The organism is Amycolatopsis sp. CA-230715 (assembly GCF_018736145.1).
Lineage (GTDB): Bacteria > Actinomycetota > Actinomycetes > Mycobacteriales > Pseudonocardiaceae > Amycolatopsis.
Window position 1 is genome coordinate 3,245,868 of record NZ_CP059997.1, and the last position, 21,986, is coordinate 3,267,853.

Annotated in this window: 22 protein-coding genes; 8 read left to right on the forward strand and 14 right to left on the reverse strand. The window is 70.6% G+C overall.

Features of this window, described 5'->3' with window-relative positions:
- The first annotated feature begins 89 nt into the window (after positions 1-89).
- Together HUW46_RS15070 and HUW46_RS15075 are read left to right on the forward strand one after the other, a co-directional pair.
- Positions 90-1,391, forward strand: a complete 1,302-nt coding sequence (locus tag HUW46_RS15070; protein WP_215547876.1) for a PspC domain-containing protein — start codon at positions 90-92, stop codon at positions 1,389-1,391.
- Positions 1,384-1,626 (forward strand): hypothetical protein, encoded by a 243-nt coding sequence (locus tag HUW46_RS15075; protein ID WP_215547877.1) that lies wholly within the window; start codon positions 1,384-1,386, stop codon positions 1,624-1,626. The genes HUW46_RS15070 and HUW46_RS15075 overlap by 8 nt, the downstream gene beginning before the upstream one ends.
- Positions 1,627-1,718: 92 nt before the next feature.
- Here the strand turns inward: HUW46_RS15075 and HUW46_RS15080 are convergent, their stop codons facing one another.
- Positions 1,719-2,510, reverse strand: a complete 792-nt coding sequence (locus HUW46_RS15080; protein ID WP_215547878.1) for an E3 ubiquitin ligase family protein — start codon at positions 2,508-2,510, stop codon at positions 1,719-1,721.
- 22 nt (positions 2,511-2,532) lie between these two features.
- Entirely contained in the window at positions 2,533-4,089 is a 1,557-nt protein-coding gene (gene guaA / locus HUW46_RS15085; protein ID WP_215547879.1) for a glutamine-hydrolyzing GMP synthase, read from the reverse strand.
- A 168-nt stretch (positions 4,090-4,257) separates the two neighbouring features.
- On the opposite strand from guaA, the gene HUW46_RS15090 reads away from it, so the two are divergent.
- Together HUW46_RS15090 and HUW46_RS15095 are read left to right on the forward strand one after the other, a co-directional pair.
- Positions 4,258-5,298: a zinc-dependent alcohol dehydrogenase family protein gene (locus HUW46_RS15090; protein ID WP_215547880.1), complete on the forward strand. Its 1,041-nt coding sequence runs from the start codon at positions 4,258-4,260 to the stop codon at positions 5,296-5,298.
- Positions 5,299-5,357: 59 nt separating this feature from the next.
- Positions 5,358-6,803 (forward strand): aldehyde dehydrogenase family protein, encoded by a 1,446-nt coding sequence (locus HUW46_RS15095; RefSeq protein WP_215547881.1) that lies wholly within the window; start codon positions 5,358-5,360, stop codon positions 6,801-6,803.
- On the opposite strand, the gene HUW46_RS15100 is transcribed toward HUW46_RS15095, so the two are convergent.
- Positions 6,784-7,425, reverse strand: coding sequence for a TetR/AcrR family transcriptional regulator C-terminal domain-containing protein (locus tag HUW46_RS15100; RefSeq protein ID WP_215547882.1), 642 nt, complete (start codon positions 7,423-7,425; stop codon positions 6,784-6,786). The genes HUW46_RS15095 and HUW46_RS15100 overlap by 20 nt on opposite strands.
- A 66-nt stretch (positions 7,426-7,491) precedes the next feature.
- Here HUW46_RS15100 and HUW46_RS15105 point away from each other — a divergent pair, with 66 nt between their 5' ends.
- Complete coding sequence (locus tag HUW46_RS15105) at positions 7,492-7,947, forward strand: ester cyclase (protein WP_215547883.1); 456 nt, start codon at positions 7,492-7,494, stop codon at positions 7,945-7,947.
- On the opposite strand, the gene HUW46_RS15110 is transcribed toward HUW46_RS15105, so the two are convergent.
- The 3 genes from HUW46_RS15110 to guaB all read right to left on the reverse strand — a co-directional run bounded on the left by HUW46_RS15110 (position 7,933) and on the right by guaB (position 12,554).
- On the reverse strand, positions 7,933-9,642 hold the full coding sequence (locus HUW46_RS15110; protein WP_215547884.1) for a GMC family oxidoreductase: 1,710 nt from the start codon (positions 9,640-9,642) through the stop codon (positions 7,933-7,935). The two genes, HUW46_RS15105 and HUW46_RS15110, sit on opposite strands and share 15 nt — an antisense overlap.
- 124 nt (positions 9,643-9,766) lie before the next feature.
- Positions 9,767-10,903 (reverse strand): GuaB3 family IMP dehydrogenase-related protein, encoded by a 1,137-nt coding sequence (locus HUW46_RS15115; protein ID WP_215547885.1) that lies wholly within the window; start codon positions 10,901-10,903, stop codon positions 9,767-9,769.
- A gap of 142 nt (positions 10,904-11,045) precedes the next feature.
- A complete protein-coding gene (gene guaB / locus HUW46_RS15120) occupies positions 11,046-12,554 on the reverse strand; it encodes an IMP dehydrogenase (RefSeq protein WP_215547886.1) in 1,509 nt (502 codons plus the stop codon).
- A gap of 102 nt (positions 12,555-12,656) precedes the next feature.
- On the opposite strand from guaB, the gene HUW46_RS15125 reads away from it, so the two are divergent.
- The gene (locus HUW46_RS15125) at positions 12,657-13,052 is read left to right on the forward strand and encodes a DUF5319 domain-containing protein (RefSeq protein WP_215547887.1); all 396 of its coding nucleotides are present in this window, start codon (positions 12,657-12,659) and stop codon (positions 13,050-13,052) included.
- 60 nt (positions 13,053-13,112) lie between these two features.
- On the opposite strand, the gene HUW46_RS15130 is transcribed toward HUW46_RS15125, so the two are convergent.
- The 5 genes from HUW46_RS15130 to HUW46_RS15150 form a co-directional block, all read right to left on the reverse strand.
- Positions 13,113-14,096, reverse strand: a complete 984-nt coding sequence (locus tag HUW46_RS15130; RefSeq protein ID WP_442860939.1) for an anti-sigma-D factor RsdA — start codon at positions 14,094-14,096, stop codon at positions 13,113-13,115.
- Entirely contained in the window at positions 14,097-14,669 is a 573-nt protein-coding gene (locus HUW46_RS15135; RefSeq protein ID WP_215549883.1) for a sigma-70 family RNA polymerase sigma factor, read from the reverse strand.
- Positions 14,670-15,043: 374 nt separating this feature from the next.
- Entirely contained in the window at positions 15,044-15,640 is a 597-nt protein-coding gene (locus tag HUW46_RS15140) for a response regulator transcription factor (protein WP_003073605.1), read from the reverse strand.
- Positions 15,641-15,782: 142 nt separating this feature from the next.
- Positions 15,783-16,628: a hypothetical protein gene (locus HUW46_RS15145; protein ID WP_215547888.1), complete on the reverse strand. Its 846-nt coding sequence runs from the start codon at positions 16,626-16,628 to the stop codon at positions 15,783-15,785.
- Complete coding sequence (locus tag HUW46_RS15150) at positions 16,612-17,595, reverse strand: MerR family transcriptional regulator (protein WP_215549884.1); 984 nt, start codon at positions 17,593-17,595, stop codon at positions 16,612-16,614. The genes HUW46_RS15145 and HUW46_RS15150 overlap by 17 nt, the downstream gene beginning before the upstream one ends.
- A gap of 227 nt (positions 17,596-17,822) precedes the next feature.
- On the opposite strand from HUW46_RS15150, the gene HUW46_RS15155 reads away from it, so the two are divergent.
- Positions 17,823-18,125, forward strand: coding sequence for a WhiB family transcriptional regulator (locus tag HUW46_RS15155; RefSeq protein ID WP_215547889.1), 303 nt, complete (start codon positions 17,823-17,825; stop codon positions 18,123-18,125).
- Between the two features lie 23 nt (positions 18,126-18,148).
- On the opposite strand, the gene HUW46_RS15160 is transcribed toward HUW46_RS15155, so the two are convergent.
- Positions 18,149-18,781, reverse strand: coding sequence for a TetR/AcrR family transcriptional regulator (locus tag HUW46_RS15160; RefSeq protein WP_215547890.1), 633 nt, complete (start codon positions 18,779-18,781; stop codon positions 18,149-18,151).
- A gap of 94 nt (positions 18,782-18,875) precedes the next feature.
- Here HUW46_RS15160 and HUW46_RS15165 point away from each other — a divergent pair, with 94 nt between their 5' ends.
- The gene (locus tag HUW46_RS15165; protein WP_215547891.1) at positions 18,876-19,616 is read left to right on the forward strand and encodes an SDR family NAD(P)-dependent oxidoreductase; all 741 of its coding nucleotides are present in this window, start codon (positions 18,876-18,878) and stop codon (positions 19,614-19,616) included.
- Between the two features lie 107 nt (positions 19,617-19,723).
- Here the strand turns inward: HUW46_RS15165 and groL are convergent, their stop codons facing one another.
- Together groL and groES are read right to left on the reverse strand one after the other, a co-directional pair.
- On the reverse strand, positions 19,724-21,343 hold the full coding sequence (gene groL / locus HUW46_RS15170; RefSeq protein WP_215547892.1) for a chaperonin GroEL: 1,620 nt from the start codon (positions 21,341-21,343) through the stop codon (positions 19,724-19,726).
- A 93-nt stretch (positions 21,344-21,436) separates the two neighbouring features.
- On the reverse strand, positions 21,437-21,730 hold the full coding sequence (gene groES, locus HUW46_RS15175; RefSeq protein WP_026360373.1) for a co-chaperone GroES: 294 nt from the start codon (positions 21,728-21,730) through the stop codon (positions 21,437-21,439).
- Positions 21,731-21,986: the final 256 nt, after the last annotated feature.

A 21,986-nucleotide genomic window follows, 5' to 3' on the forward strand; every position in this document is an offset into this window, starting at 1 on the left:
TCAGGGAAACCCCTGACCCCGGGGTGCGCCCGAAACTCAGGGTCGTTCCCGGATGTCACCGGGCCGCCCGGTGCCGCATGCTCGTCGTCATGAGTGGTGCAGGGGAAACGCGGTCGAAGCACGGCCCAGGTGGCTTCGAAGACGTCGTCAAGGACTTCTGGGCGAGCAGGCCGAGGCGGCCGCAGGAAGGCAGGAAGATCGCCGGTGTCGCGGCGGGGATCGGCAAGAGGTACGGCCTCGACCCGGTCGTCGTGCGCGTCGGGCTGGTGACCGCGACCGTGTTCGGTGGCGCCGGCCTGCTCTTCTACGTGCTCGGCTGGCTGCTCTTCGCCGACGAGCGCGATCAGGTCTCCGGTTTCGAAAGCATGATCGGCCGCGGCCAGAGCGCGATGTCGAAGGGCTTCACGGTGGTCGCCTGCGTCGCGCTGATCCCGATCGTCAGCTGGGTGTTCAGCGGCAGCTGGTTCTCCGCGGGCTGGCTCGGCGGCGGCGGTTTCATCGGCACCGCGCTCCTGCTCGCCGCGCTGTTCCTGCTGCACCGCGACCGCGGGCACCTCAACCGCCCGCTCGCGACGACCGCTCCCGCCACCGGCTTCGGCGGCCACGAGTTCGAAGCGGCGTTCTCCATGACGGGCACCGGCGCGAACGCGACCGGGGAACCCGAATCCCCCGCCACCCCGCCCAAGTGGGACCCGCTCGGCGCGGCCCCGTTCGCCTGGGACCTGCCCGACCCCAACCCGGCGCCGGAACCGGTTCCCCCGGCACCGCCCGCGCCTCGGCGGCGCCGGTCCAAGGTCGGCATCGCGACCTTCGGGATCGCGCTGCTCACCGCGGGCGCCGGTGTCGCCGCGAACCTCGCCGACGTCGACGACTGGTTCACGATCCAGCACATCGTCGGGATGACGCTGGGCGTGCTGGGCATCGGCCTGGTCGTCGGCGCCTTCGCCGGCGGCGGGCGCGGGCTCATCGGCCTCGCGATCCCGCTGTCCATCGCGGGTGTGGTGCTCACGTCGGTGCCGGGCGGGATCCACGGCGGCTTCGGCGACCTGAACCTCACGCCGCGTTCCGCGGCCGAACTGCAGCCGGTCTACCAGCATTCCGCCGGGGACATCGACCTCGACCTGACGAAGCTGCCGCTGGGCCCGCCGATCGCGACCGAGATCCGCAACGGCGCCGGTTCGGTCAAGGTCACCGTGCCCGACACCGCGGACGTCACGTTCACCTGCCAGAACTCCGCGGGCAACATCGACTGCCTCGACCACGAGCAGAGCGGGGTCGGCACCGGGCCGGTGACCGGCGTCGACCTCGGCGACGACCGCGCCGCGGGTGGCCAGCAGATCAACCTGAAGATCCACAACAGCGCCGGGAAGGTGGAGGTGCGCCGTGGCTGACAGCGCCTACGACTACGACACCTACGACGCCGATCAGCAGGCGGCGCCGGTGCGCAAGCGCGGGGTGGACGTGTTCACCCTCATCGCGGGCCTCGCGGTCCTGCTCGTCTCGGCCTACGTGCTGACCGACGGCGCCTCGTGGCTGCCGGGCGTGGACCTGCGCTGGATCCTCGCCGGCGGCGCGGTGTTCATCGGCGTGATGCTCCTGGGCGCCTCGTTCCGCAAGCGAACCTGACCACGACGCCCACTCATGCCAGCGGCCCCCGGGGGTTTTCCCGGGGGCCGCTTCGCGTGGTCCTTGACGACGTTTAGCCCGCTAAACGCAGGTCAGCGCACGATGCCGAAGACGGTGGAGGCGAGGCCCGCGACGAAGGCGACGACCACGCCGACGGCCAGCAGCTTGTGCCGCTGCGACCGCGACTTGCGCAGCTCGTCCTCGGTGCGCGTGGCGACGATGTAGTGGCCCTTCTGGTCGGGCTTGCCGATCACCAGCGGGCCGATCTTGTCGTGCACCTCGCCGAGGATGTACATCCGGCGGCCCGGCCGGATGATCCACTCCTTGTAGTGGTAGCCGATCGTGTTGTCGCGGCTGCTGGCGAAGAAGTCGGGCAGCCGGATCCCGAACAGCTCGAACGGCTGCTGCTCACCGCCCGCGGGCTCGAACCGGTCGACGCTCTGCTCCACGCCCTCCGGCGAGGTGCCGTTGGGGTCGACGCCGATCGTCCGGTTCTCCTCGTCGATCAGCGCGTACCCCTCCGACGAGGTGAAGTCGGCGACCTTCTCGGTGCGCTTCGAGTAGTGACGGCGGCCGTCGCGGTACTCGACGTGTTCGTACTGCCGGTCGATGCGGTACCGGTACCAGACGCACTCCGACTTGCTGACCTCCGAGATCAACAGCCCCTCCGGCCGCTGGAACGCGGCGCCGACGACCTCGGCGGTCTTCCGGAACCCGCCCTGCGAGCCGAGTTCGTCGGAGATCCCGCGCAGGCGTTCGAGCTCCGGGATCGACAGCGTCTCGGTGCCGATCATCGCGTGCAGCTCGCTCTTGGTGTGCTGCATGTAGAAGAACCCCGCGACGGCGGCCACCACGAGCAGCACGCCGAGCACGATGAAGGCCATCGTCACTCCCCCAGTTGGACGGTCATTCCCATTCGATCGTGCCCGGCGGCTTGCTCGTCACGTCCAGCACCACCCGGTTGACCTCGGCCACCTCGTTGGTGATCCGGGTCGAGATCCGTTCGAGCACGTCGTAGGGCAGGCGCGTCCAGTCCGCGGTCATCGCGTCCTCGCTGGACACCGGCCGCAGCACGATCGGGTGCCCGTAGGTGCGGCCGTCGCCCTGGACGCCGACGCTGCGCACGTCGGCGAGCAGCACCACCGGGCACTGCCAGATGTCGCGGTCGAGCCCGGCGGCGGTGAGCTCCTCGCGCGCGATCGCGTCCGCGGCGCGCAGGGTCTCGAGCCGGTCCGCGGTGACCTCGCCGATGATCCGGATGCCGAGGCCGGGGCCGGGGAACGGCTGGCGCTGCACGATCGTCTCCGGCAGGCCCAGCTCCAGTCCGACGCGGCGCACCTCGTCCTTGAACAGCAGCCGCAGCGGCTCGACGAGTTCGAACTGCAGGTCCTCGGGGAGGCCGCCGACGTTGTGGTGGCTCTTGATGTTGGACGTGCCCGCGCCGCCGCCGGACTCCACGACGTCGGGGTAGAGCGTGCCCTGCACCAGGAACCGGTAGTCGCCCTCGGCCTTCAGATCGCGTTCCGCCTGCTCGAAGACGCGGATGAACTCCCTGCCGATGATCTTGCGCTTCTGCTCGGGATCGGTGACCCCGGCGAGCGCGTCGAGAAAACGCTCGCGCGCGTCGACGGTCACCAGGTTGACACCGGTCGCCGCGACGAAATCGCGCTCCACCTGGGTGCGCTCGCCCGCGCGCAGCAGGCCGTGGTCGACGAAGACGCAGGTGAGCCGCTCGCCGATGGCGCGCTGCACGAGCGCGGCGGCGACCGCGGAATCCACCCCGCCGGACAGCGCGCAGATCGCGCTCCCGTTGCCGATCTGCGCGCGCACGCGCTCGACCTGCTCCTCCACGATGGACGCGGTCGTCCAGTGCGGGCGGATGCCCGCGATGTCGTGCAGGAACCGCCGGAGCACCTCCTGGCCGTGCGGCGAGTGGCCTACCTCGGGGTGGTACTGCACGCCGGCGATCCTGGCCTCGGTGTTCTCGAACCCGGCGACCGGCGCGCCCTCGGACGTCGCGGTGACGACGTAGCCCTCGGGGGCCTTGGTGACGCTGTCGCCGTGGCTCATCCAAGCCGGGTGCGTGCCGGGCAGCTCGTGGTGCAGCACGCCGCCGTCGCCGGTGATCCGCACTTCGGTGCGGCCGTACTCGCGGGCGCCGGTCGCCTCGGCCGTGCCGCCGAGCGCGCGGGCGAGGAGCTGGAAGCCGTAGCAGATGCCGAAAACCGGGACGCCCGCCTCGACGAGCGCGGAGTCCATGCTCGGGGCGCCCTCTTCGTAGACGCTCGACGGGCCGCCGGACAGGATGATCGCCGCCGGGTCCTTCGCGAGGATCTCGGCGACCGGCATCGTGTGCGGCACGACCTCCGAGTAGACCTGCGCCTCACGGACGCGGCGCGCGATCAACTGGGCGTACTGCGCCCCGAAGTCCACGACGAGAACCGGACCGGCGGGACTGGGCACCTGGGACCTCCTGGGCTGAGCGCGCGCTGTCGCCCCATCGTCCCAGGTGAGCCGCACCACCCCGCCGTCGGCCCTCTAGCTGCGTTTAGCGGGCTAAACGTCGTCGCCGTGTCATCGGCTCGCGGGCAGGGTATGCAGGGGAGGACACGGATTCCGGGAGGGAGCTTCATGCGAGCGACGGTGATCTACGGCGCGGGTGACGTGCGGGTCGAGGAGGTGCCCGATCCGAAGGTCGAGCAGCCCGCCGACGCCGTGGTGCGCGTGGTCCGCTCCTGCATCTGCGGCAGCGACCTGTGGCCCTACCAGGACCGCGAACCGGACGACAAAGGCAGCCGCATCGGGCACGAGTTCCTCGGCGTGGTCACCGACGCTGGCTCCGGCGTCACGACCGTCAAGGCGGGCGATCTCGTCGTCGCGCCGTTCGTCTACTCGGACAACACGTGCGAGTTCTGCGCCGAGGGCCTGCACACCTCGTGCCGCAACGGCGGCATGTACGGCGTCGCGGGCGTCGACGGCGCGCAGGCCGAAGCGATCCGGGTCCCGCAGGCCGACGGCACGCTCGTCAAGCTCCCCGGCGAAATCGGCGAGGACGACGCGCTCCTTCCCTCGCTGCTGACCTTGTCGGACGTGTTCTCGACCGGCCACCACGCGGCGGTCAAGGCAGGCGTAGCGAAGGGCATCGACGTCACCGTGATCGGCGACGGCGCGGTCGGCCTGTGCGCCGTTTTGGCCGCGAAACGACTCGGCGCCGAGCGGATCGTCCTGATGGGCAGGCACACCGAGCGCACCGATCTCGGCCGCGAATTCGGCGCGACGGACGTGGTGGCCGATCGCGGCGAGGACGGCATCGCGCAGGTCCGCGAGCTGACCGGGGGTTCCGGCACGCACGCGGTGCTCGAATGCGTCGGCACGAAACCCGCGTTCGAGATGGGCGTCGGCGCGGTGCGCGCGGGCGGCACGATCAGCAGGGTCGGCGCGCCGCAGTACGAAGAGGGCCCGATCGGCTCGCGCGTGTTCCGCAACAACATCACCATCACCGGCGGGATCGCCCCGGCACGCCACTACATCCCCGAGCTGATGCCGGACGTCCTCGAAGGCCGCGTCGAACCGGGCAAGGTGTTCGACCGCACGGTCGGCCTCGACGAGGTACCGGCGGGCTATCGCGCGATGGCGGACCGCGAGGCGCTGAAGGTGCTGGTCAAGCCCTGAAATTCCCGAACAGGTGAGTGTTCACGCCGAGGACACCCCCACCTAATACCGTGCACGGTATGGACATGATCACCCCCGAGCCTCGTGCTGCCTGGATCGCGGGCCGCGCGGAACAGGGCGAGAGCACGCTCGCCGTCACGCACCCCTACGACGGGAGCGAGGTCGCGACCGTGGCCGTGCCCGGCGCCGAGCAGATCGAGCGCGCGGTGGCCGCGGCGGTGGCGGTCGCGCCGCACTTCCGCCGGTCCCCCGCGCACCTGCGCGCGAACGCGCTGGAGCACGTTTCGCGCGGGCTGGCGGCGCGGGCCGAGGAGCTCGCCGAGGTGATCACGGCGGAGAACGGGAAGCCGCTGAAGTGGTCGGAGACCGAGGTGCGCCGCGCGGTTTCGGTGTTCCGGATCGCCGCGGAGGAGGCCCGCCGCTTCACCGGGGAGATCCAGCGCCTCGACGCCGACACCTCCGGCGAGGACCGCATGGCGATGACAAGGCGGGTTCCCCGCGGCCCGGTGCTGGGCATCGCGCCGTTCAACTTCCCGTTGAACCTGGTGGCGCACAAGGTCGCGCCCGCGCTCGCGGTGGGCGCGCCGATCATCGTCAAACCGGCGCCGCGCACCCCACTCGCCGCGTTGATCCTCGGTGAGATCCTCGCCGAGACGGACCTCCCGGAGGGCGCGTTTTCGGTGCTGCCACTGGGAAACTCCGAAACGGCCGCGCTGGTCGCCGATCCCCGGCTGCCGGTGGTGTCGTTCACCGGGTCCGGCCCGGTCGGCTGGTCACTGGCCGACGCCGCGCCCCGCAAGCACGTGGTGCTCGAACTGGGCGGCAACGCGGCGGCCGTGGTGCTCGCGGACTGGCCGGACCTCGAAGGCGCGGCGGAGCGGATCGCGGCGTTCGGCAACTACCAGGCAGGCCAGTCGTGCATCGCGGTGCAGCGCGTGATCGTGGAACGCGCCGTGGCCGACGAGTTCGTGCCCGCACTGGTCGAGGCGGTCCAGGCCCAGCGCACCGGCGACCCGTACGACACGCAGGTCGACGTGGGCCCGGTGGTGGACGAAGCGGCGGCGGAGCGGATCGTCGCGTGGATCGACGAGGCGGTGGCCGCGGGCGCGCGCGTGCTGACCGGCGGCGGGCGCGACGGCGCGACGGTCGAGCCGACGGTGCTCACCGACGTGCCGCCGGAAACGAAGGCGTGGGCGGAGGAGATCTTCGGCCCGGTGCTCGCGGTGTCCGTTGTGGACGGTGTGGACGAGGCGTTCGCGTCGGTCAACGCGTCCGCCTACGGCCTGCAGGCCGGGGTCTTCACCCGCGACGTGCACCTGGCGTTCCACGCTTCCGCCGAGCTGGAAGTCGGCGGCGTGATCATCGGCGACGTCCCGTCCTACCGCGCGGACCAGATGGCCTACGGCGGCGTGAAGGGCTCCGGTGTCGGCCGCGAAGGCGTGCCCGCGGCGATGCGGGACCTGACCGAAGAACGGGTCACCGTCTTCACCGGGATCGAGCTGTAGCGAAACCGCGGACCAGCGTGCCGAGCGCGAAGTCGAAGCGCTCGGCATGCCGAGGGCCATCGGCCAACGCGAGCGTCAGCAACGGGAAATCCGCGCCACCCAAGCCAATCAGACTGTCCACATCGGATTCTTCGGCGCCGGGCGGGCGTCCCGCCTCGGCGAGCGTGTGGCCGAGCACGAACGTCATCACGGCGTTGAGCACGTCCAGCGCCCGCGGCGGCTCGAACCCCGCCTCACCGAGGTAGCGCAGCGCGGATTCCACCAGCTCGACCGAGGCCCTGCTCGTCACCGGGCGCGTGGCGAGCACGGGCAGCGCCCCGGGATGGGCCAGCAGCGCGTCGCGGAAGGCCGTCCCCAGCCGGATCAGCCAGGCGGCACAGTCCTCGTTCTTGCGGGGCTCGACCCGTTCGAGCGGCTGGACGAGGCGGTCGACCATCGCTTCGAAGAGCGCGTCCTTGTTGGGCACGTAGTGGTAGAGCGTCATGGCCTCGACGTCCAGCTCGGCGCCGAGCTTGCGCATCGAAAGCGCGGCGGCGCCGTGCCGGTCGGCGAAGTCGAGCGCGGCGTCGAGCACGCGCTCACGAGTGAGCCCCGCCCGCGGTCGCGCCCGTCGATCGGCCATCACCCCTCCTTGACTTACATCGTAAGATAACCACTACTCTTACACCGTAAGAAAGAGGGGAACGCAATGAGCCAGGAACAGGAACTGATCCGGAGATTCGTGGCGATGGTCGACGCGCACGACCTTTCCGACCTGCACGAAGTGCTCACCGAGGACGTCACTGAGGCGGGCCCGATCGTCGTCGACGCGCCGAGCGGCGGCCTCGACGCGTTCCGCGCGGGCTGGCAGATGATGCTCGGTTCGTTCCCCGACCTGGCGGTCACGATCGACGAGACGGTGGCCGAACCCGGCAAGGTCGCCGCGACGATTTCGCTGCGCGCGACGAACACCGGCCACTACCGGCGCGGCGAAGCGACCGGCAGGCACGCGCGGTGGCGCGGGTTCGTGATCGCGCACGTCCGGGACGGCAGGATCAGCCGCTTCGACGCGATGACCGACCGGTTCGGCATGCTCCAGCAGCTCGGCATCGTCGGCGACGACGACGAGCTGGCGGCGCCCCGTCAGGCGTCACACCACGGGTAGCCGCAAGGCCGCGGGCGCCTCGGCGGGCACCGCGGGGTTCTTGGGCGCGACCGGCTCCAACCGCCGGTACCCCTCGGCCTGCGCCGGGCGTTGGTCGGGCTCCCCCTTGTTCGGCCACATCGAAAACGCGCGCTCGGCCTGCGCGGTGATGGTCAGCGACGGGTTCACGCCGAGGTTCGCGGTGATCGCCGTTCCATCCACAATGGACAGCCCGGGGTAGTTGAAGACGCGGTGGTACGGGTCGATCACGCCCTCTTCGGCGCTCGTCGCGATCGGCGCGCCGCCGATGAAGTGCGCGGTGAGCGGGATGTCGAAGATCTCGCCCCAGGTGCCGCCCGCGATCCCGCCGATGTGCTCGGCGGTGCGCTGGTTCGCTTCGTAGCCGGCGGCGATGAAGCTCGGGTTCGGCTCGCCGTGCCCCTGCCGCGACGTGTACTTGCGGCGACCGAACAGGCCGCGCCTGGTGTAGGTGGTGATCGAGTTGTCGAGGCTCTGCATCACCAGCAGGATGACCGTCCGCTCGCTCCACCGGTGCCCGTTGAGCAGCTGCGCGGTCTGCACCGGGTGCTTGAGGATGAACCGCACCGCCTGGCGCCAGCGGGGCACCTCGGAGGAGCCGTCGGTGGCGATGGTCTGCAGCATGCTCATCGCGTTGCTGCCCTTGCCGTAGCGGACGGGCTCGATGTGCGTGATCTCGTCGGGGTGGATCGACGACGTGATCGCGACGCCGTTGCTGAAGTTGCGCTCCGGGTCGACCGTCGTGCGGCCGGAGCCGATGATCGCCTCGGAGTTCGTGCGCGTCAGCTCGCCGAGCTTCGGCGAGAGCCTAGGCAGGCCACCGGTGTCGCGCATGCGGTGCAGCAGGTTCTGCGTGCCCCAGGTACCCGCCGCGAACACCACCTTGGTCGCGGTGAGGCGGTGGGTGAACCGGCGGCCGCGCTTGCCCGTCTTGCGCAGGGCGACCTCGAACGTGCCGTCGGCCGCTTCGGTGACTGCGGTGACCGTCGTGAGCGGGATGACCTTCGCGCCGCCTTGTTCGGCCAGGTACAGGTAGTTCTTGACCAGCGTGTTCTTGGCGCCCACTCGGCAGCCCGTCATGCAGGAGCCGCATTCGGTGCAGCCGGTGCGGGCGGGCCCGGCGCCGCCGAAGTACGGGTCCTCGGCGCGCTTGCCAGGCGCGCCGAAGAACACCCCGACCGGGGTCGGGTGGTAGGAGTCCTCGACCCCCATGTCCTTCGCGACCTTTTGCATCACTTGGTCCGACGGCGTGACCGTCGGGTTGGTAACCACGCCCAGCATCCGGCTCGCCTGGTCGTAGTGCGGCGCGAGCTCGGACTCCCAGTCAGTGATGTGAGCCCACTGGCGGTCGCGGTAGAACGGCTTGAGCGGCCGGTACAACGTGTTCGCGTAGACCAGCGACCCGCCGCCGACCCCGGCGCCCGCCAGCACCATCACATCCTTGAGCAGGTGGATCCGCTGGATGCCGAAGCACCCGACGTCCGGCGCCCAGAGGTAGCGGCGCAGATCCCAGGACGTCTTGGCGAACTCGTCGTCGGCGAACCGGCGGCCTGCCTCGATGACCGCGACCCGGTAGCCCTTTTCAGTCAGCCGGAGCGCGGCGACGCTGCCGCCGAAGCCGGAGCCCACGACGACGACGTCGTAGTCCGGTTCTGTGGTGGTGTTACGCGCAGTCACACATAAACTGTAACCCCGGCCCCCTTCGCTGACCAGTAGTAAGTTACCGGCCAGTTAGCCCCTTCCGTCCCCTTCTGCCCGTTTCCCTGGTGGGCGCGGAGCGCGTTTAGCGGGCTAAACGTCGTCAGCGGCGCACCGTCAGGCCGACGCGCTGAAACTCTTTCAGGTCCGAGTAGCCGGTCTTCGCCATCGCCCTGCGCAGCGCGCCGAACAGGTTCACCGCGCCCTCGGCGTCCGACGACGGGCCGAAGAGCAGGGTCTTGAGGTCGACTTCGTAGTCCGGGCCCGCGGCGACGCGCGAGCGCGGCAGCGACGGGTGCGCGGCCGCCGCCGTCCAGTACAGGCCCTGCCCCGGCGCCTCCGCCGCAGCGGCCAGTGGCGCGCCGAGCATCACCGCGTCGGCCCCGCAGGCGACCGCCTTCGCGATGTCACCGGAGGAGTTGACGCCGCCGTCCGCGAGCACGTGGACGTACCGGCCGCCGGTCTCGTCGAGGTAGTCGCGGCGGGCGGCGGCCGCGTCGATGATCGCGGTCGCCATCGGCACCCCGATGCCGAGCACGCGATCCGTGCTGGTCACGCCCGCGGAGTAGCCGTGGCCGACGATCACGCCCGCCGCGCCGGTCCGCATCAGGTGCATCGCGGTGCGGTAGTCGCCGACCCCGCCCGCGATCACCGGCACGTCGAGCCTGCCGATGAAGTCCTTGAGGTCGAGCGGTTCGCGGTCCCGCACGACGTGCTCGGCCGAGATGATGGTGCCCTGCACGACCAGGATCTCCACGCCCGCCGCGAGCAGGTCCGGGGTCAGCTCCGCCGCGTGCTGCGGGCTCACCCGCGCGGCGACCGTCACGCCGGACTCCCGCACGGTCTTGATCGCCTCGGTGATCAGATCGGTGCGGATCGGCGCCGCGTGCAGCTCCTGGAGCACCCTGACCAGCGCGGTCGGGTCGTCCGGGGTGTCCTCCGCGGCGCGGATGAGCCGGAACATGGCTTCCTCGACGTTGGCGTGCCGGGCCCACAGGCCTTCGGCGTTCAGCACGCCGAGCCCGCCCAACTCGCCGACCGACACCGCGGTGCCCGGCGACACGATGGCGTCCGTCGGATGCGTCACCAGCGGCAGGTCGAACTGGTAGGCGTCGATCTTCCAGCTCGTGGACACCGCGGCGGAGGACCGCGTGCGGCGCGAGGGCACGATCTCGATGTCATCGAGGTCGTAAGCCCGCCGCGCGGTGCGTCCCATGCCGATCTCGACCAGATCCCGCACGTGAAGTCCCTTCTCGACGTCTAACCTGCGCCGATCATTCTCGCCAGCGGGTCCGCCGCCCCTCCCGCGGGGTCCTCAACGACGTTTAGCCCGCTAAACGCAGCTCAGGGCCCCCGGCGACGGGGAGCCCGCTGAAGGCGGCTCAGCGGGTCGTGTAGTTCGGGGACTCCACGGTCATGGTGATGTCGTGCGGGTGGCTCTCCTTGAGCCCGGCCGCGGTGATCCGCACCAGCTGCGCCTGCTGCAGCTCCGGGATCGTCTGCGCGCCCGCGTAGCCCATCCCCGACCGGAGGCCGCCGACGAGCTGGTGCACCACGTTGACGAGCGGGCCGCGGAACGGGATCCGGCCCTCGATGCCCTCGGGCACCAGCTTGTCCTCGGAGAGCACGTCGTCCTGCGCGTAGCGGTCCTTCGAGTACGACTTCGCCTCGCCGCGCGACTGCATCGCACCGAGCGAGCCCATCCCGCGGTAGGTCTTGAACTGCTTGCCGCCGACCAGGATCAGGTCGCCCGGCGCCTCCGCGGTGCCCGCGAGCAGGCTGCCCAGCATGACGGCCGACGCACCGGCCGCGATCGCCTTCGCGATGTCACCGGAGTACTGGATCCCGCCGTCCCCGATCACCGGGACGCCAGCGGGGCGGCACGCCTGGTCGGCCTCGAAGATCGCCGAGATCTGCGGCACACCCACCCCGGCGACGACGCGCGTGGTGCAGATCGAGCCCGGCCCGACCCCGACCTTCACGCCGTCGGCGCCCGCGTCGACGAGCGCCTGGGCGCCCGCCCTGGTCGCGACGTTCCCGCCGACGACGTCGACGGTGTCGCCCAGTTCCTTCTTCAGCGTGGTCACGGTGTCGATGACCGCGCGCGAGTGCCCGTGCGCGGTGTCCACCATGAGCACGTCGACCCCGGCGTCGGCGAGCGCCATCGCGCGCTGGTGGCCGTCGGGCCCCACGCCGACCGCCGCGCCGACCAGCAGCCTGCCGTCGGGGTCCTTGGTGGCGTTCGGGTACTGCTCGGTCTTGACGAAGTCCTTGACCGTGATGAGCCCGCGCAGCTTGCCCGCGCCGTCCACGATCGGCAGCTTCTCGATCTTGTGGCGGCGCAGCAGCCCCAGCGCCGCCTCCGCGGTGACGCCGACCTGCGCGGTCACCAGCGGCGCCTTGGTCATCACCTCGCTGACCGGGCGGCTGTGGTCGACCTCGAACCGCATGTCCCGGTTCGTGATGATGCCCACCAGCGTGCCCGCCGCGTCCGTCACCGGGACGCCGGAGATGCGGAAGCGCGCGCACAGCGCGTCGACCTCGGCGAGGGTGTCCTCCGGCGAGCAGGTGACCGGGTCGGTGACCATGCCGGCCTCGGAGCGCTTGACCACCTCCACCGCGGCGGCCTGCTCGTCGATCGGCAGGTTGCGCTGCAGCACGCCCATGCCGCCCTGGCGGGCCATCGCGATGGCCATCCTCGCCTCGGTCACGGTGTCCATGGCCGCCGAAACGAGCGGGACGCGCAGGGTGACGTTGCGGGACAGCCGGGTCCCCGTGTCGACCGAGCTCGGCACCACGTCCGATTCCGCGGGCAACAGCAGTACGTCGTCGAAGGTCAGCCCGAGCATCGCGAACTTGCTCGGGAAATCGGCGGGGTGCTCGCTCGTCATGGCTGGCGGGTGGCCTTCCTAAGCTGTGGAGACGGGGCGCAGGGGTGGATGAGAGCCCTCAACCGATGGTATCTGGCACGTGCCCGCGGCCCGCCCGGTACCGTGCCAGCTGTGCCGCACGACGTGTTGCCCCCAGACCCGTTCGCCGACGACCCGGACGACCCGGCCAAGGAGATCGCCGACCTCGACGATCCCGTGGACGAGCCGATCGGTGCCGACGAACGGACGGAACTGCTTGCCGACCTGTCCGATCTCGCCGTCTACCAGGCGCTCCTCGAGCCGCGCGGGGTGCGCGGCATCGTGGTGGACTGCGGGGACTGTGACCAGCCGCACTATCACGACTGGCACCTGCTGCGCGCCAGCCTCGAACAGCTGCTCTCGGACGGCCGAATGCGCCCGCACGAGCCCGCGTTCGACCCGAATCCCACCGACTACGTGAGCTGGGACTACTGCCGGGGCTTCGCGGACGGTGTCACAGCCACCGAAAGCGCCTACTGACTGACGCGAAAGGGCCCCACCCGGACTCGGGTGGGGCCCTTTCGCGTGTTCAGGTGTTCGTCAGCCCGGCGGAATCGCCGCGGCCCCTTCCGGGGTGCCCGCGGGCGGATCGCTGCGCGGCTGCTCACCGGTGCCCCCGCCGGGCGGGTTGGGCGGGTTGGCCGAGGACGACGTCGGCGGCGTGCTCGTCGACGGCGGTGGCGGGGACGAGTCCGAGCTGGGCGGCGTCGGCTTGTTCGACGACGTCAGCGGCGGCAGGCCGGTGTTCTCCGGCGGGGTGCCAGGCTGCGGGTTGCTGGTCGAGGGCACGGTGCCCGGCTGGCTTCCCGGCGGCGGCGTGTTCGGCTTGCTCGGCACCGGCGGCTGGCCACCGGGGTTCTGCTGCAGCATCGCGCTCAGTTCCTGGTGCCTCGCCATGAGCTGGGCGAGACTGTCCTCTGTGGACACCTGCTTGAGCGCGGCCTGCGCGGCGTCGAGCGCCTTGCGCGCGTCGTCGTAGCGGCCCTGGAGCAGTGCGACGTTCGCGGCTTCGAGATCGCTGCGGACGGTGGCGGCGGCCTCGATCGACCGGGCGTGGTCGGCGTAGAGGACCTTCGTCAGGCCCCACAGCGTGTCGCCGGGCTGCGCGTCGCGCGCGGCGAGCCCGGTACCGGTGAACGCGATCGCGAGGACCGCGGCGGCCGCGGCGACCGGCACCATGAAGCGGCGCTTGCGGCCGGTGCCCGCGTGCTTGCGGGCGAGCGCGGCGGTCTTCACGGTGGCGACCGCGGTGTCGGTGTCGACGAGCTCGGCGAGCGGCTCGCTGTCGATGTCGCGGCGCCACGCGAGCAGCAGCGCGTTCAGCTCCTGGTCACCGAGGCCGTCGGCGACCTTCGGGTCGGAACCGCCGAGCGCGTCGAGCAGCGCGTCGTCCGCCTGCACGGCGGAGAGGTCGGCGGCGAACTCGGCCTCGGACGAAGAGAACCCGTCCGCGACGAACGAGGACCGGTCGTGCCCGGGGCCACGGTCGCGGCGCACGTCGTGGGCTCTGTCGCGATCGGTCACTCAGACCACCTCCTCGGACGCCAGTACTTTGCGGAGCCGCGCGAGCGCCCGGTGCTGGGCGACCCGGACGGCGCCGGGGGTGGAACCGACCGCGTCCGCGGTCTCTTCGGCGGACAGCCCGACCACGACGCGCAGCACGACGATCTCGCGCTGCTTGTCGGGAAGGACCCTGAGCAGCTGTGACATGCGCTCGTTCAGCTCTCCCTGGAGTGCGCGCTGCTCGGGCCCGACGCCGCCTTCGACCTCGTCGGGCACTTCCGCAACGGGCTCAGCACGGTTGCGCGCGGCCGCGCGATGCGCGTCCGCGACCTTGTGCTGCGCGATGCCGTAGACGAACGCCAAGAACGGGCGTCCCTGATCACGGTACGAGGGCAATGCCGTGAGCACCGCGAGACACACCTCCTGGGCCACATCGTCTGCGGAAGCGAACGAACGCTCCTGCCTGCCAACTCGGGCGCGGCAGTACCGCACCACAAGGGGACGGATAGCGGCCAGCAGCCGCTCTACTGCCTGGGGATCACCCTCGACAGCAGCGGCGACTGGCTCATCCAGTCCATCCCCCACATTGGCCATCGCAGACAACAGTCCCAGTGTTACGTGTAGGCGTGCAAAGAGGCCGGCGCGCGGCTAAGCGTCCCTCACGCCGGTGATGCCCACCGTACCCGTCGGCACCGACAGCGCTCACTCACGGTCGCTCCCGGCGCGCCCCACGCGAACAGACTCGGATCCACCTCTCCGTTGACTGATCAAAGTTTCAACGATAATGCCCGCGCGGGGGATACGGCGCAGTGACAAAGAGGCGACAAGTGCGGCAACAGATACGTGGGCAGCGCGTCCGTTCGAGTGAACGCGGCGCCGATCTCCCCGCCGAACGGTGACACCAGGACACGACGAAACGAGAAGTGGTGTCCTGGCTCACAACGATGGGCCGAACGGGCGAGCGCCCGTCAGGACACCAGTCCGCGCCGGAAGCCATGCGCCACGGCCTGCGCGCGGTCGCGCACGCCGAGCTTGCGGAACAGCCGCCTGGCATGGGTCTTCACGGTGTCCTCGGACAGGTACAGCTCGCGTCCGATCTGGCCGTTGCTCTTGCCCTGGCTCATCCCGCGCAGCACCTGGAGTTCGCGCTCGGTGAGCTGGACGCCGGGATCCGAAGGCTGCCTCGGCGCCGGCACCGAGGTGCTGGCCAGTGTGTGCGCCAGCGCGGCGACCAGCTCCGGCCGGGAGGCGTCCCAGCGGAGGTAACCACGGGCGCCACCGGCGATCGCCGCGGCGATGCTGCCCGCGTCGTCCGGCGCGCCGAACACGATCACGTTCGCCTGCGGGTTGGCCGACACGAGCCGGCGAGTCGCTTCCACTCCGGTGGGCACGGCGCGCTGGGTGCCGACGAGAACGACGTCCACCGGCTGCCGGGAGTACCTGGCGAGCAACTCGTCACCGTGCGCTACACAGTCGATGCGACTGACGCCGGGGACGGCAGACATCACGCGGGTGAGCCCTTCGCGGACACTGCGTCGGTCGTCGCAGATCAAGACCGTCGTCACGGGGTTTCCTTCCTGCAGCCGGGTGACATTCCATATCCCCTATCGGACGCTTTAGGCCCCACCTTGACACGATCCGGTGGCTTTTTTTAAAAGTTCTTAGCCCGGATGTCGGTATGGCCCGCCACGACAGGTCTCACCCGGGTCACTTCGGTACCCATGGCGATCGGAGAGCGATCCGCCTCCCTTCAGGGTCCGAGCGTAGTAACACTGCGTGCAACACCTCTAGTGCTCTGGATCGATACCGTTCGGCGTTCGCCGGTACGAGATCCGCCGCGAGGAGGCACGCGGGCCACGCCAGTGAGCGCAGGCCGAATTTTTCCACGTCTCCGAGCGCGGAGTCGACGAGTTCCGCGGCACGATTCCGCGCGGATGCCCCGCCGGTCGCGGCGAGCGCGGCGGACAGCACGAGCGCGGACTTGACCCGGTGGCGGTCGGCGCCGCGGTCCGCGGCGATCTCGTGCGCGCGCCGCGCGGGCGCGACCGCCTCGTCGGCCCGGCCCGCGGCCAGCTCGACCTCCGCGCTGACCCACCCGGTGCGCACGGCGGCCCGCCACCGCGTATCGGTCACGGCGGCGATCAGCCTCCGCGCCGCGCGCTGGCCGCCGAGGGCCAGGTTGTCCGCGGCGAGCCCGAGCAGCGCGTCGGCCCTGATCCCGGCCGCGTCCACCCCGTCCGGGTCCCCGCCGCTGCCTGCAGTTAGCAGGCTAAACGCTCTCCCGTCGAGCCTTCTGGCGACGGCGTGCCCGCCCAGCTGGCGCCGGTGGGAAGCCAGCGCGGTCAGTGCGGCGGCCGCGATGACCGGGTCCTTGCCGCGGGCGAGCACCCCGAAGGCGGACGCGGCCGCGGCGTACCGGCCCCGCGCGCCCAGGACGACGGCGGCGAACCAGTTCGGGCCGGTCCGGAGCAACGCGACGTCGTCCGCATCGGTGGGCGAGGTCAACCGGCCGAACGCCGCACGCCGCAGCTCGTCTTCATCCACGGACGGCATTCTCCCGCCGGCGGGCGCGGCCGAGCAGCACGTACTCGATCCGGTCCGCCGCCGAAGGAAGGTCGCCCAGCACCTCGACTTTCGCGGGCAGAACGTCGTGCTGCCAGCCGGGCCCGCACGCGAACAGCCTGCTCCGGTTCCTGCCGCGCGAAACCCGCGAGAACAGCGCCGGGTCGGCAGCGGCCGCCCGCTGTGCCCACAGCACGGTGGCCGAGGGCTCACTGCGGCGGACCGCGATCGCCAGCACTTCGGTCTGGAGCGGCGCCGAGAAGACCTGCGTGCCAATACCGCGCCCGGCGAGGCCCGCCGCCAACGCGTAGAGGGCGAGCGTGTCGCGTTCGTCCGGCACGCCGCACAGCAGGACCGGCCGGTGGTTTCGCGGCTCGTCGAGCACAGGCGTCGCCCTAAGGAGCGTGGCGAGCACGCACTCGGCGAGGAGTTTCTCGACCTCGGCGCCGACCTCGCCACCGCGCCACCGCGGGCTGAACGCGGTGAGCACGGGCTGGAAAACCACCTCCCACGCGGTGAGCGCGCCAAGATCGGCGACGCCCGACGCGAGCAGGCGTTGGACCGCGCCGCCGTCCATCGCGAGCGCGGCGGTGCTAACGCGGCGCGCGAGCCGCGAGGCGCCGAGCGGGTCGCCGTCACCGGATTCCTCGGCGGGCAGCACGACCGCGCCCGCCGGGGTGTCGATCCGCACGGACGCCTTCGGCCGCGGTTCCTCGGCGACCGGGAGCGTCTGCGTCGACTTGGGCATCTGCTCGAGGGCGTATCGGGCGGCTTCGGCCGTCGAAGCGCCGCGCAGGAGCGCGCGCTGCATCAGTTCGAGCCTGCCGATGTCCGACGCGCCGTAGCGGCGGTGCCTGCCGTCCGTGTGCCTGCTCGGCCCGAGCCCGTAGCGGCGGTCCCAGGTGCGCAGCGTGGACGGCGCGACGCCGAGACGCCGTGCGACGGAGGCGACCGGCATCGTGGGTTCGGTGTCGGCGTCGGATCCCACTCGACCCAATATCCAGGCGTTTCGAGGGTGCGGCAACCGGAGTCCGAGACGTCGCTCACACATCCGGGGGATGCCTAACGGCTGAATCGGACCGAATCTCTTGAACAACTATTGGCGCGCTTCTAACGTTACCGCCGTTGCACCAAATGGAGTAGTCGCAGTACCGGCAACCGCAGGTCACGACGGAGGCGGTCACGATGGCAGACACGCGCAGGCTCCCCGGCCCCAACGCCGATATCTGGGATTGGCAGCTGGAGGGGTCGTGCCGCGGAATGGACAGCGGTTCGTTCTTCCACCCCGACGGTGAACGCGGGCCGGCCAGGGCGCGGCGGGAGGCCAGAGCGAAGGCGATCTGCCAGGCCTGCCCGGTGCTGCAGCTGTGCCGCCAGCACGCGCTGGCCGTGCACGAGCCGTACGGCATCTGGGGCGGGCTGTCCGAATCCGAGCGGGAGAACATCATCAAGTCGGGCAAGCGGACGTTGAGCCTGTCTTCGAGCTGAGCCCGCGGTCGATGGGGCGGCACTCACCCGGGTGCCGCCCCATCGTCGTCTTGCTTGCGCACCAACGTGTTCCACGCCTTCATCGCGTTGCCGACCACGGCATCGAGCTCGGCGGCATCCGCGCCGTCCCTGGCCAATGTGGACAGTCCATTCAGGACGGCCACGTAGAACGACGCGAGCCCTTCCGCGTCGAGGTCCGCCGGCAGCTCGCCCGCGGCGACGCCCTGCCGGATGCGGTCCCGTAGCGAGCACACCGCGTTGCGCCGCAGCTTCGCGACATCGTCGTGCAGCACCTGGTTTCCCGGCGCGTAGTTGGTCACCGCGTGCACGACCATGCAGCCGCGCGGATGTCCCGGTTCGACGTAGACGCGCGCGTTGTCCCGGAGCATCGCCTCGACCGCGTCGCGGGTCGTCGTCGGCGCGGCCAGCGCGCGATCGGTCTGGCTGCCGGACGTCTTCCCGTAGAGCGCGAGCGCTTCGCGGAACAGGGCCTCCTTCCCCCCGAACGCCGCGTACATGCTCGGCGAGTTGATCCCCATCGCGCCGGTGAGATCGGCCAGCGAAGCACCTTCGTAGCCGCGCTCCCAGAACACGTGCATGGCCGCCCGCAGCGCGACTTCGCGGTCGAAACCGCGGGGACGTCCCCGAGGTGACATGAGCCTCTTTCTGTACTGATCTGCACACAAGTCCTTGACGCCCGATGATACGCCGCTTAATTATGTGTTGACCACTACAGAAATGGAGTTCGACATGTCCCCACTCGAAGGCAAGGTGGCACTGGTGACCGGCGGCAGCCGCGGGATCGGCGCGGCCATCGCGACCCGTCTCGCCGAAGACGGCGCGAACGTGGCGCTGACCTACCGGGCAGGGAAGGACCAGGCGGACGAGGTCGTCGCGGCGATCGAAGGCCTCGGCCGCAAGGCGATCGCGATCAAGGCGGACAGCGCCGACGCGGGCGAAGTGGCGGCGGCCGTCGACGCGGGCGCGAAAGCCTTGAGCGGGCTGGACATCCTGGTCAACAACGCGGGCGTGTTCCCGACCGCGACGATCGACCAGGTGACCGACGAGGAGATCGACCGCACGTTCGCGATCCACGTCCGCGCCGTGTTCGTGGCCGCGCGGGAGGCCGTGAAGCACCTGCCCGAAGGCGGCCGGATCATCACCATCGGCAGCAACCTCGCCGAGCGGGTGCCGTGGCCAGGACTGAGCCTGTACTCCGCGAGCAAGTCGGCGCTGTCCGGGCTGACCAGGGGGCTCGCGCGCGATCTGGGGCCGAGGGGGATCACCGCGGCGCTCGTGCAGCCTGGGTCGACCGCGACCGACATGAACCCCGAAGACGGCGCGCACTCGGACGCGCAGCGGGAAGTCAGCGCGCTCGGCCGGTACGCGTCGGCGTCGGACATCGCCGCGACCGTCGCCCACCTGGCCGGCGAGGCGGGCCGGTTCGTCACCGGGTCCACCATCACCGTCGACGGCGGCATCAACGCTTAGCTTTGCTCAGTACTGCGTTTAGCCCGCTAACTGCAGGTGGCGGCGCAATGGAAACGGGGCGGCACCTGTGGCAGGTGCCGCCCCGTTCCGGTGTTCGGATGCTCGCGTCAGTGGGCGTGCCCGTGGCCGCCCTGCGCCGCGGAGTCGTCCTCCTCGGCCGGCTTCTCGACCACGGAGCTTTCCGTGGTGAGCACCAGCCTGGCGATCGACGCGGCGTTGGCGACCGCGGAGCGGGTCACCTTCACCGGGTCGATGATGCCGGCGCCGAGCAGGTCGGTCAGCTCGCCGGTGGCCGCGTTGAACCCGTGGCCCCAGCTCTGCTCCTGGACCTTGTTCACGATCACGGCGCCTTCGTGGCCCGAGTTCGTGGCGATCCAGAACAGCGGCGCGGTGAGCGCGTCGCGGACGATCGCGACACCGGTCGCCTCGTCACCGGTGAGGCCGAGGTTGCCCTCGAGCTCCTTGACCGCGTGCACCAGCGCCGAGCCGCCGCCGGGGACGATGCCCTCTTCGACGGCCGCCTTGGTGGAAGCCACCGCGTCCTCGATGCGGTGCTTGCGCTCGTTCAGCTCGGTCTCGGTGGCCGCGCCGACCTTGATCACCGCGACGCCGCCGCCGAGCTTCGCGAGCCGCTCCTGCAGCTTCTCGCGGTCCCAGTCGGAGTCCGTCGCGTCGATCTCGCGGCGGATCTGCGCGATCCGGCCCTGGACGTCGTCCTTGGTGCCCGCACCGTCGACGATCGTGGTGACGTCCTTGGTGATCTCGATGCGCCGCGCCTTGCCCAGCGCGTCGAGCCCGGTCTCGGACAGCTTCAGCCCGATCTCGGACGAGATGACCTGCGCGCCGGTGACGACGGCGAGGTCGTCCAGGAACGCCTTGCGGCGGTCACCGAAGAACGGCGCCTTGACGGCGACCGCGGTGATCGTCTTGCGCAGCGAGTTCACCACGAGGGTGGACAGCGCTTCGCCGTCGACGTCCTCGGCGATGATCAGCAGCGGCTTCTTGGCCTCGACGACCTTCTCCAGCACCGGGAGCAGGTCGGCCAGCGCCGAGATCTTCTCGCGGTGCAGCAGGACGTACGCGTCCTCGAGGATCGCGCGCTGCTCTTCGGGGTTGGTGGCGAAGTGCGCCGACAGGAAACCCTTGTCGAACTGGACGCCTTCGGTGATCTCGAGCTCGGTGGCCAGCGTGGAGGACTCCTCCACGGTGATCACGCCGTCCTCGCCGACCTTCTCGACGGCTTCGCCGAGAAGCGCGCCGATGTTGGCGTCACGCGAGGTGACCGTGCCGACCTGGGCGATGTTGTCGCGGCCCTTGACCGGGGTGGCCTTGGACTTGAGCACCTCGACGACCTTCTCGGCCGCCGCTTCGATGCCGCGCCCGACCGCGGTCGGGTTGGCGCCGGCCGCGACGTTGCGCAGGCCGACCTTCACCAGCGACTGCGCCAGCACCGTGGCGGTGGTGGTGCCGTCACCGGCGACGTCGTTGGTCTTGGTGGCGACGTTCTTCGCGAGCTGGGCGCCCAGGTTCTCGAACGGGTCGTCCAGCTCGACCTCACGGGCGACGGTGACACCGTCGAGCGTGATGGTCGGGCCACCGAACTTCTTGTCGAGCACCACGTGGCGGCCGCGCGGGCCGAGCGTCACCTTCACGGCGTCGGCGAGCTTGTTGACGCCGCGCTCCAGCGCCCGACGAGCGTCCTCGTCGAAATTGATCTGCTTGGGCATAGCGAGTTCCGCTTACCTTTCGATGATGGGAAAGCGAAACGCCCCGGCCCCCGGTCTATCGGGGCCCGGGGCGTTCACCGCTGGAACCGGACGTCAGTTGATGACGGCCAGCACGTCGCGGGCGGACAGGATCAAGTAGTCCTCACCGTTGTACTTGACCTCGGTGCCGCCGTACTTCGAGTAGATGACGACGTCGCCTTCCTTGACGTCGACCGGCACGCGGTTGCCCTTGTCGTCGATGCGACCGGGGCCCACGGCCAGAACCTTGCCCTCCTGGGGCTTTTCCTTGGCGGTGTCGGGGATGACGAGACCGGAAGCCGTCGTCTCCTCGGCCTCACTCGTCTGGACAACGATCTTGTCCTCGAGCGGCTTGATGTTCACGCTCACCGGGTTGACCTCCACGGGTCGTCGAAAGCGTTGGCAGGTTTCTGTTGGTTACGACTCCTACCACCCCCGCCGTCGCGGGTGCCGGGGCGTGTGCGGTGCCGTGCAATTAGCACTCTAGCCACGCGAGTGCCAGCTTCGCAAGGAGGGTGCCCCAAAGCCGGGAAAACGCTCTCCGGACCGCTCTGACCGGCCGCATTGGTCCGTGTCGGTTCCGGTCTCGGCCGATGCGGAACCGAGGCGGCGGCCATGCGGCATC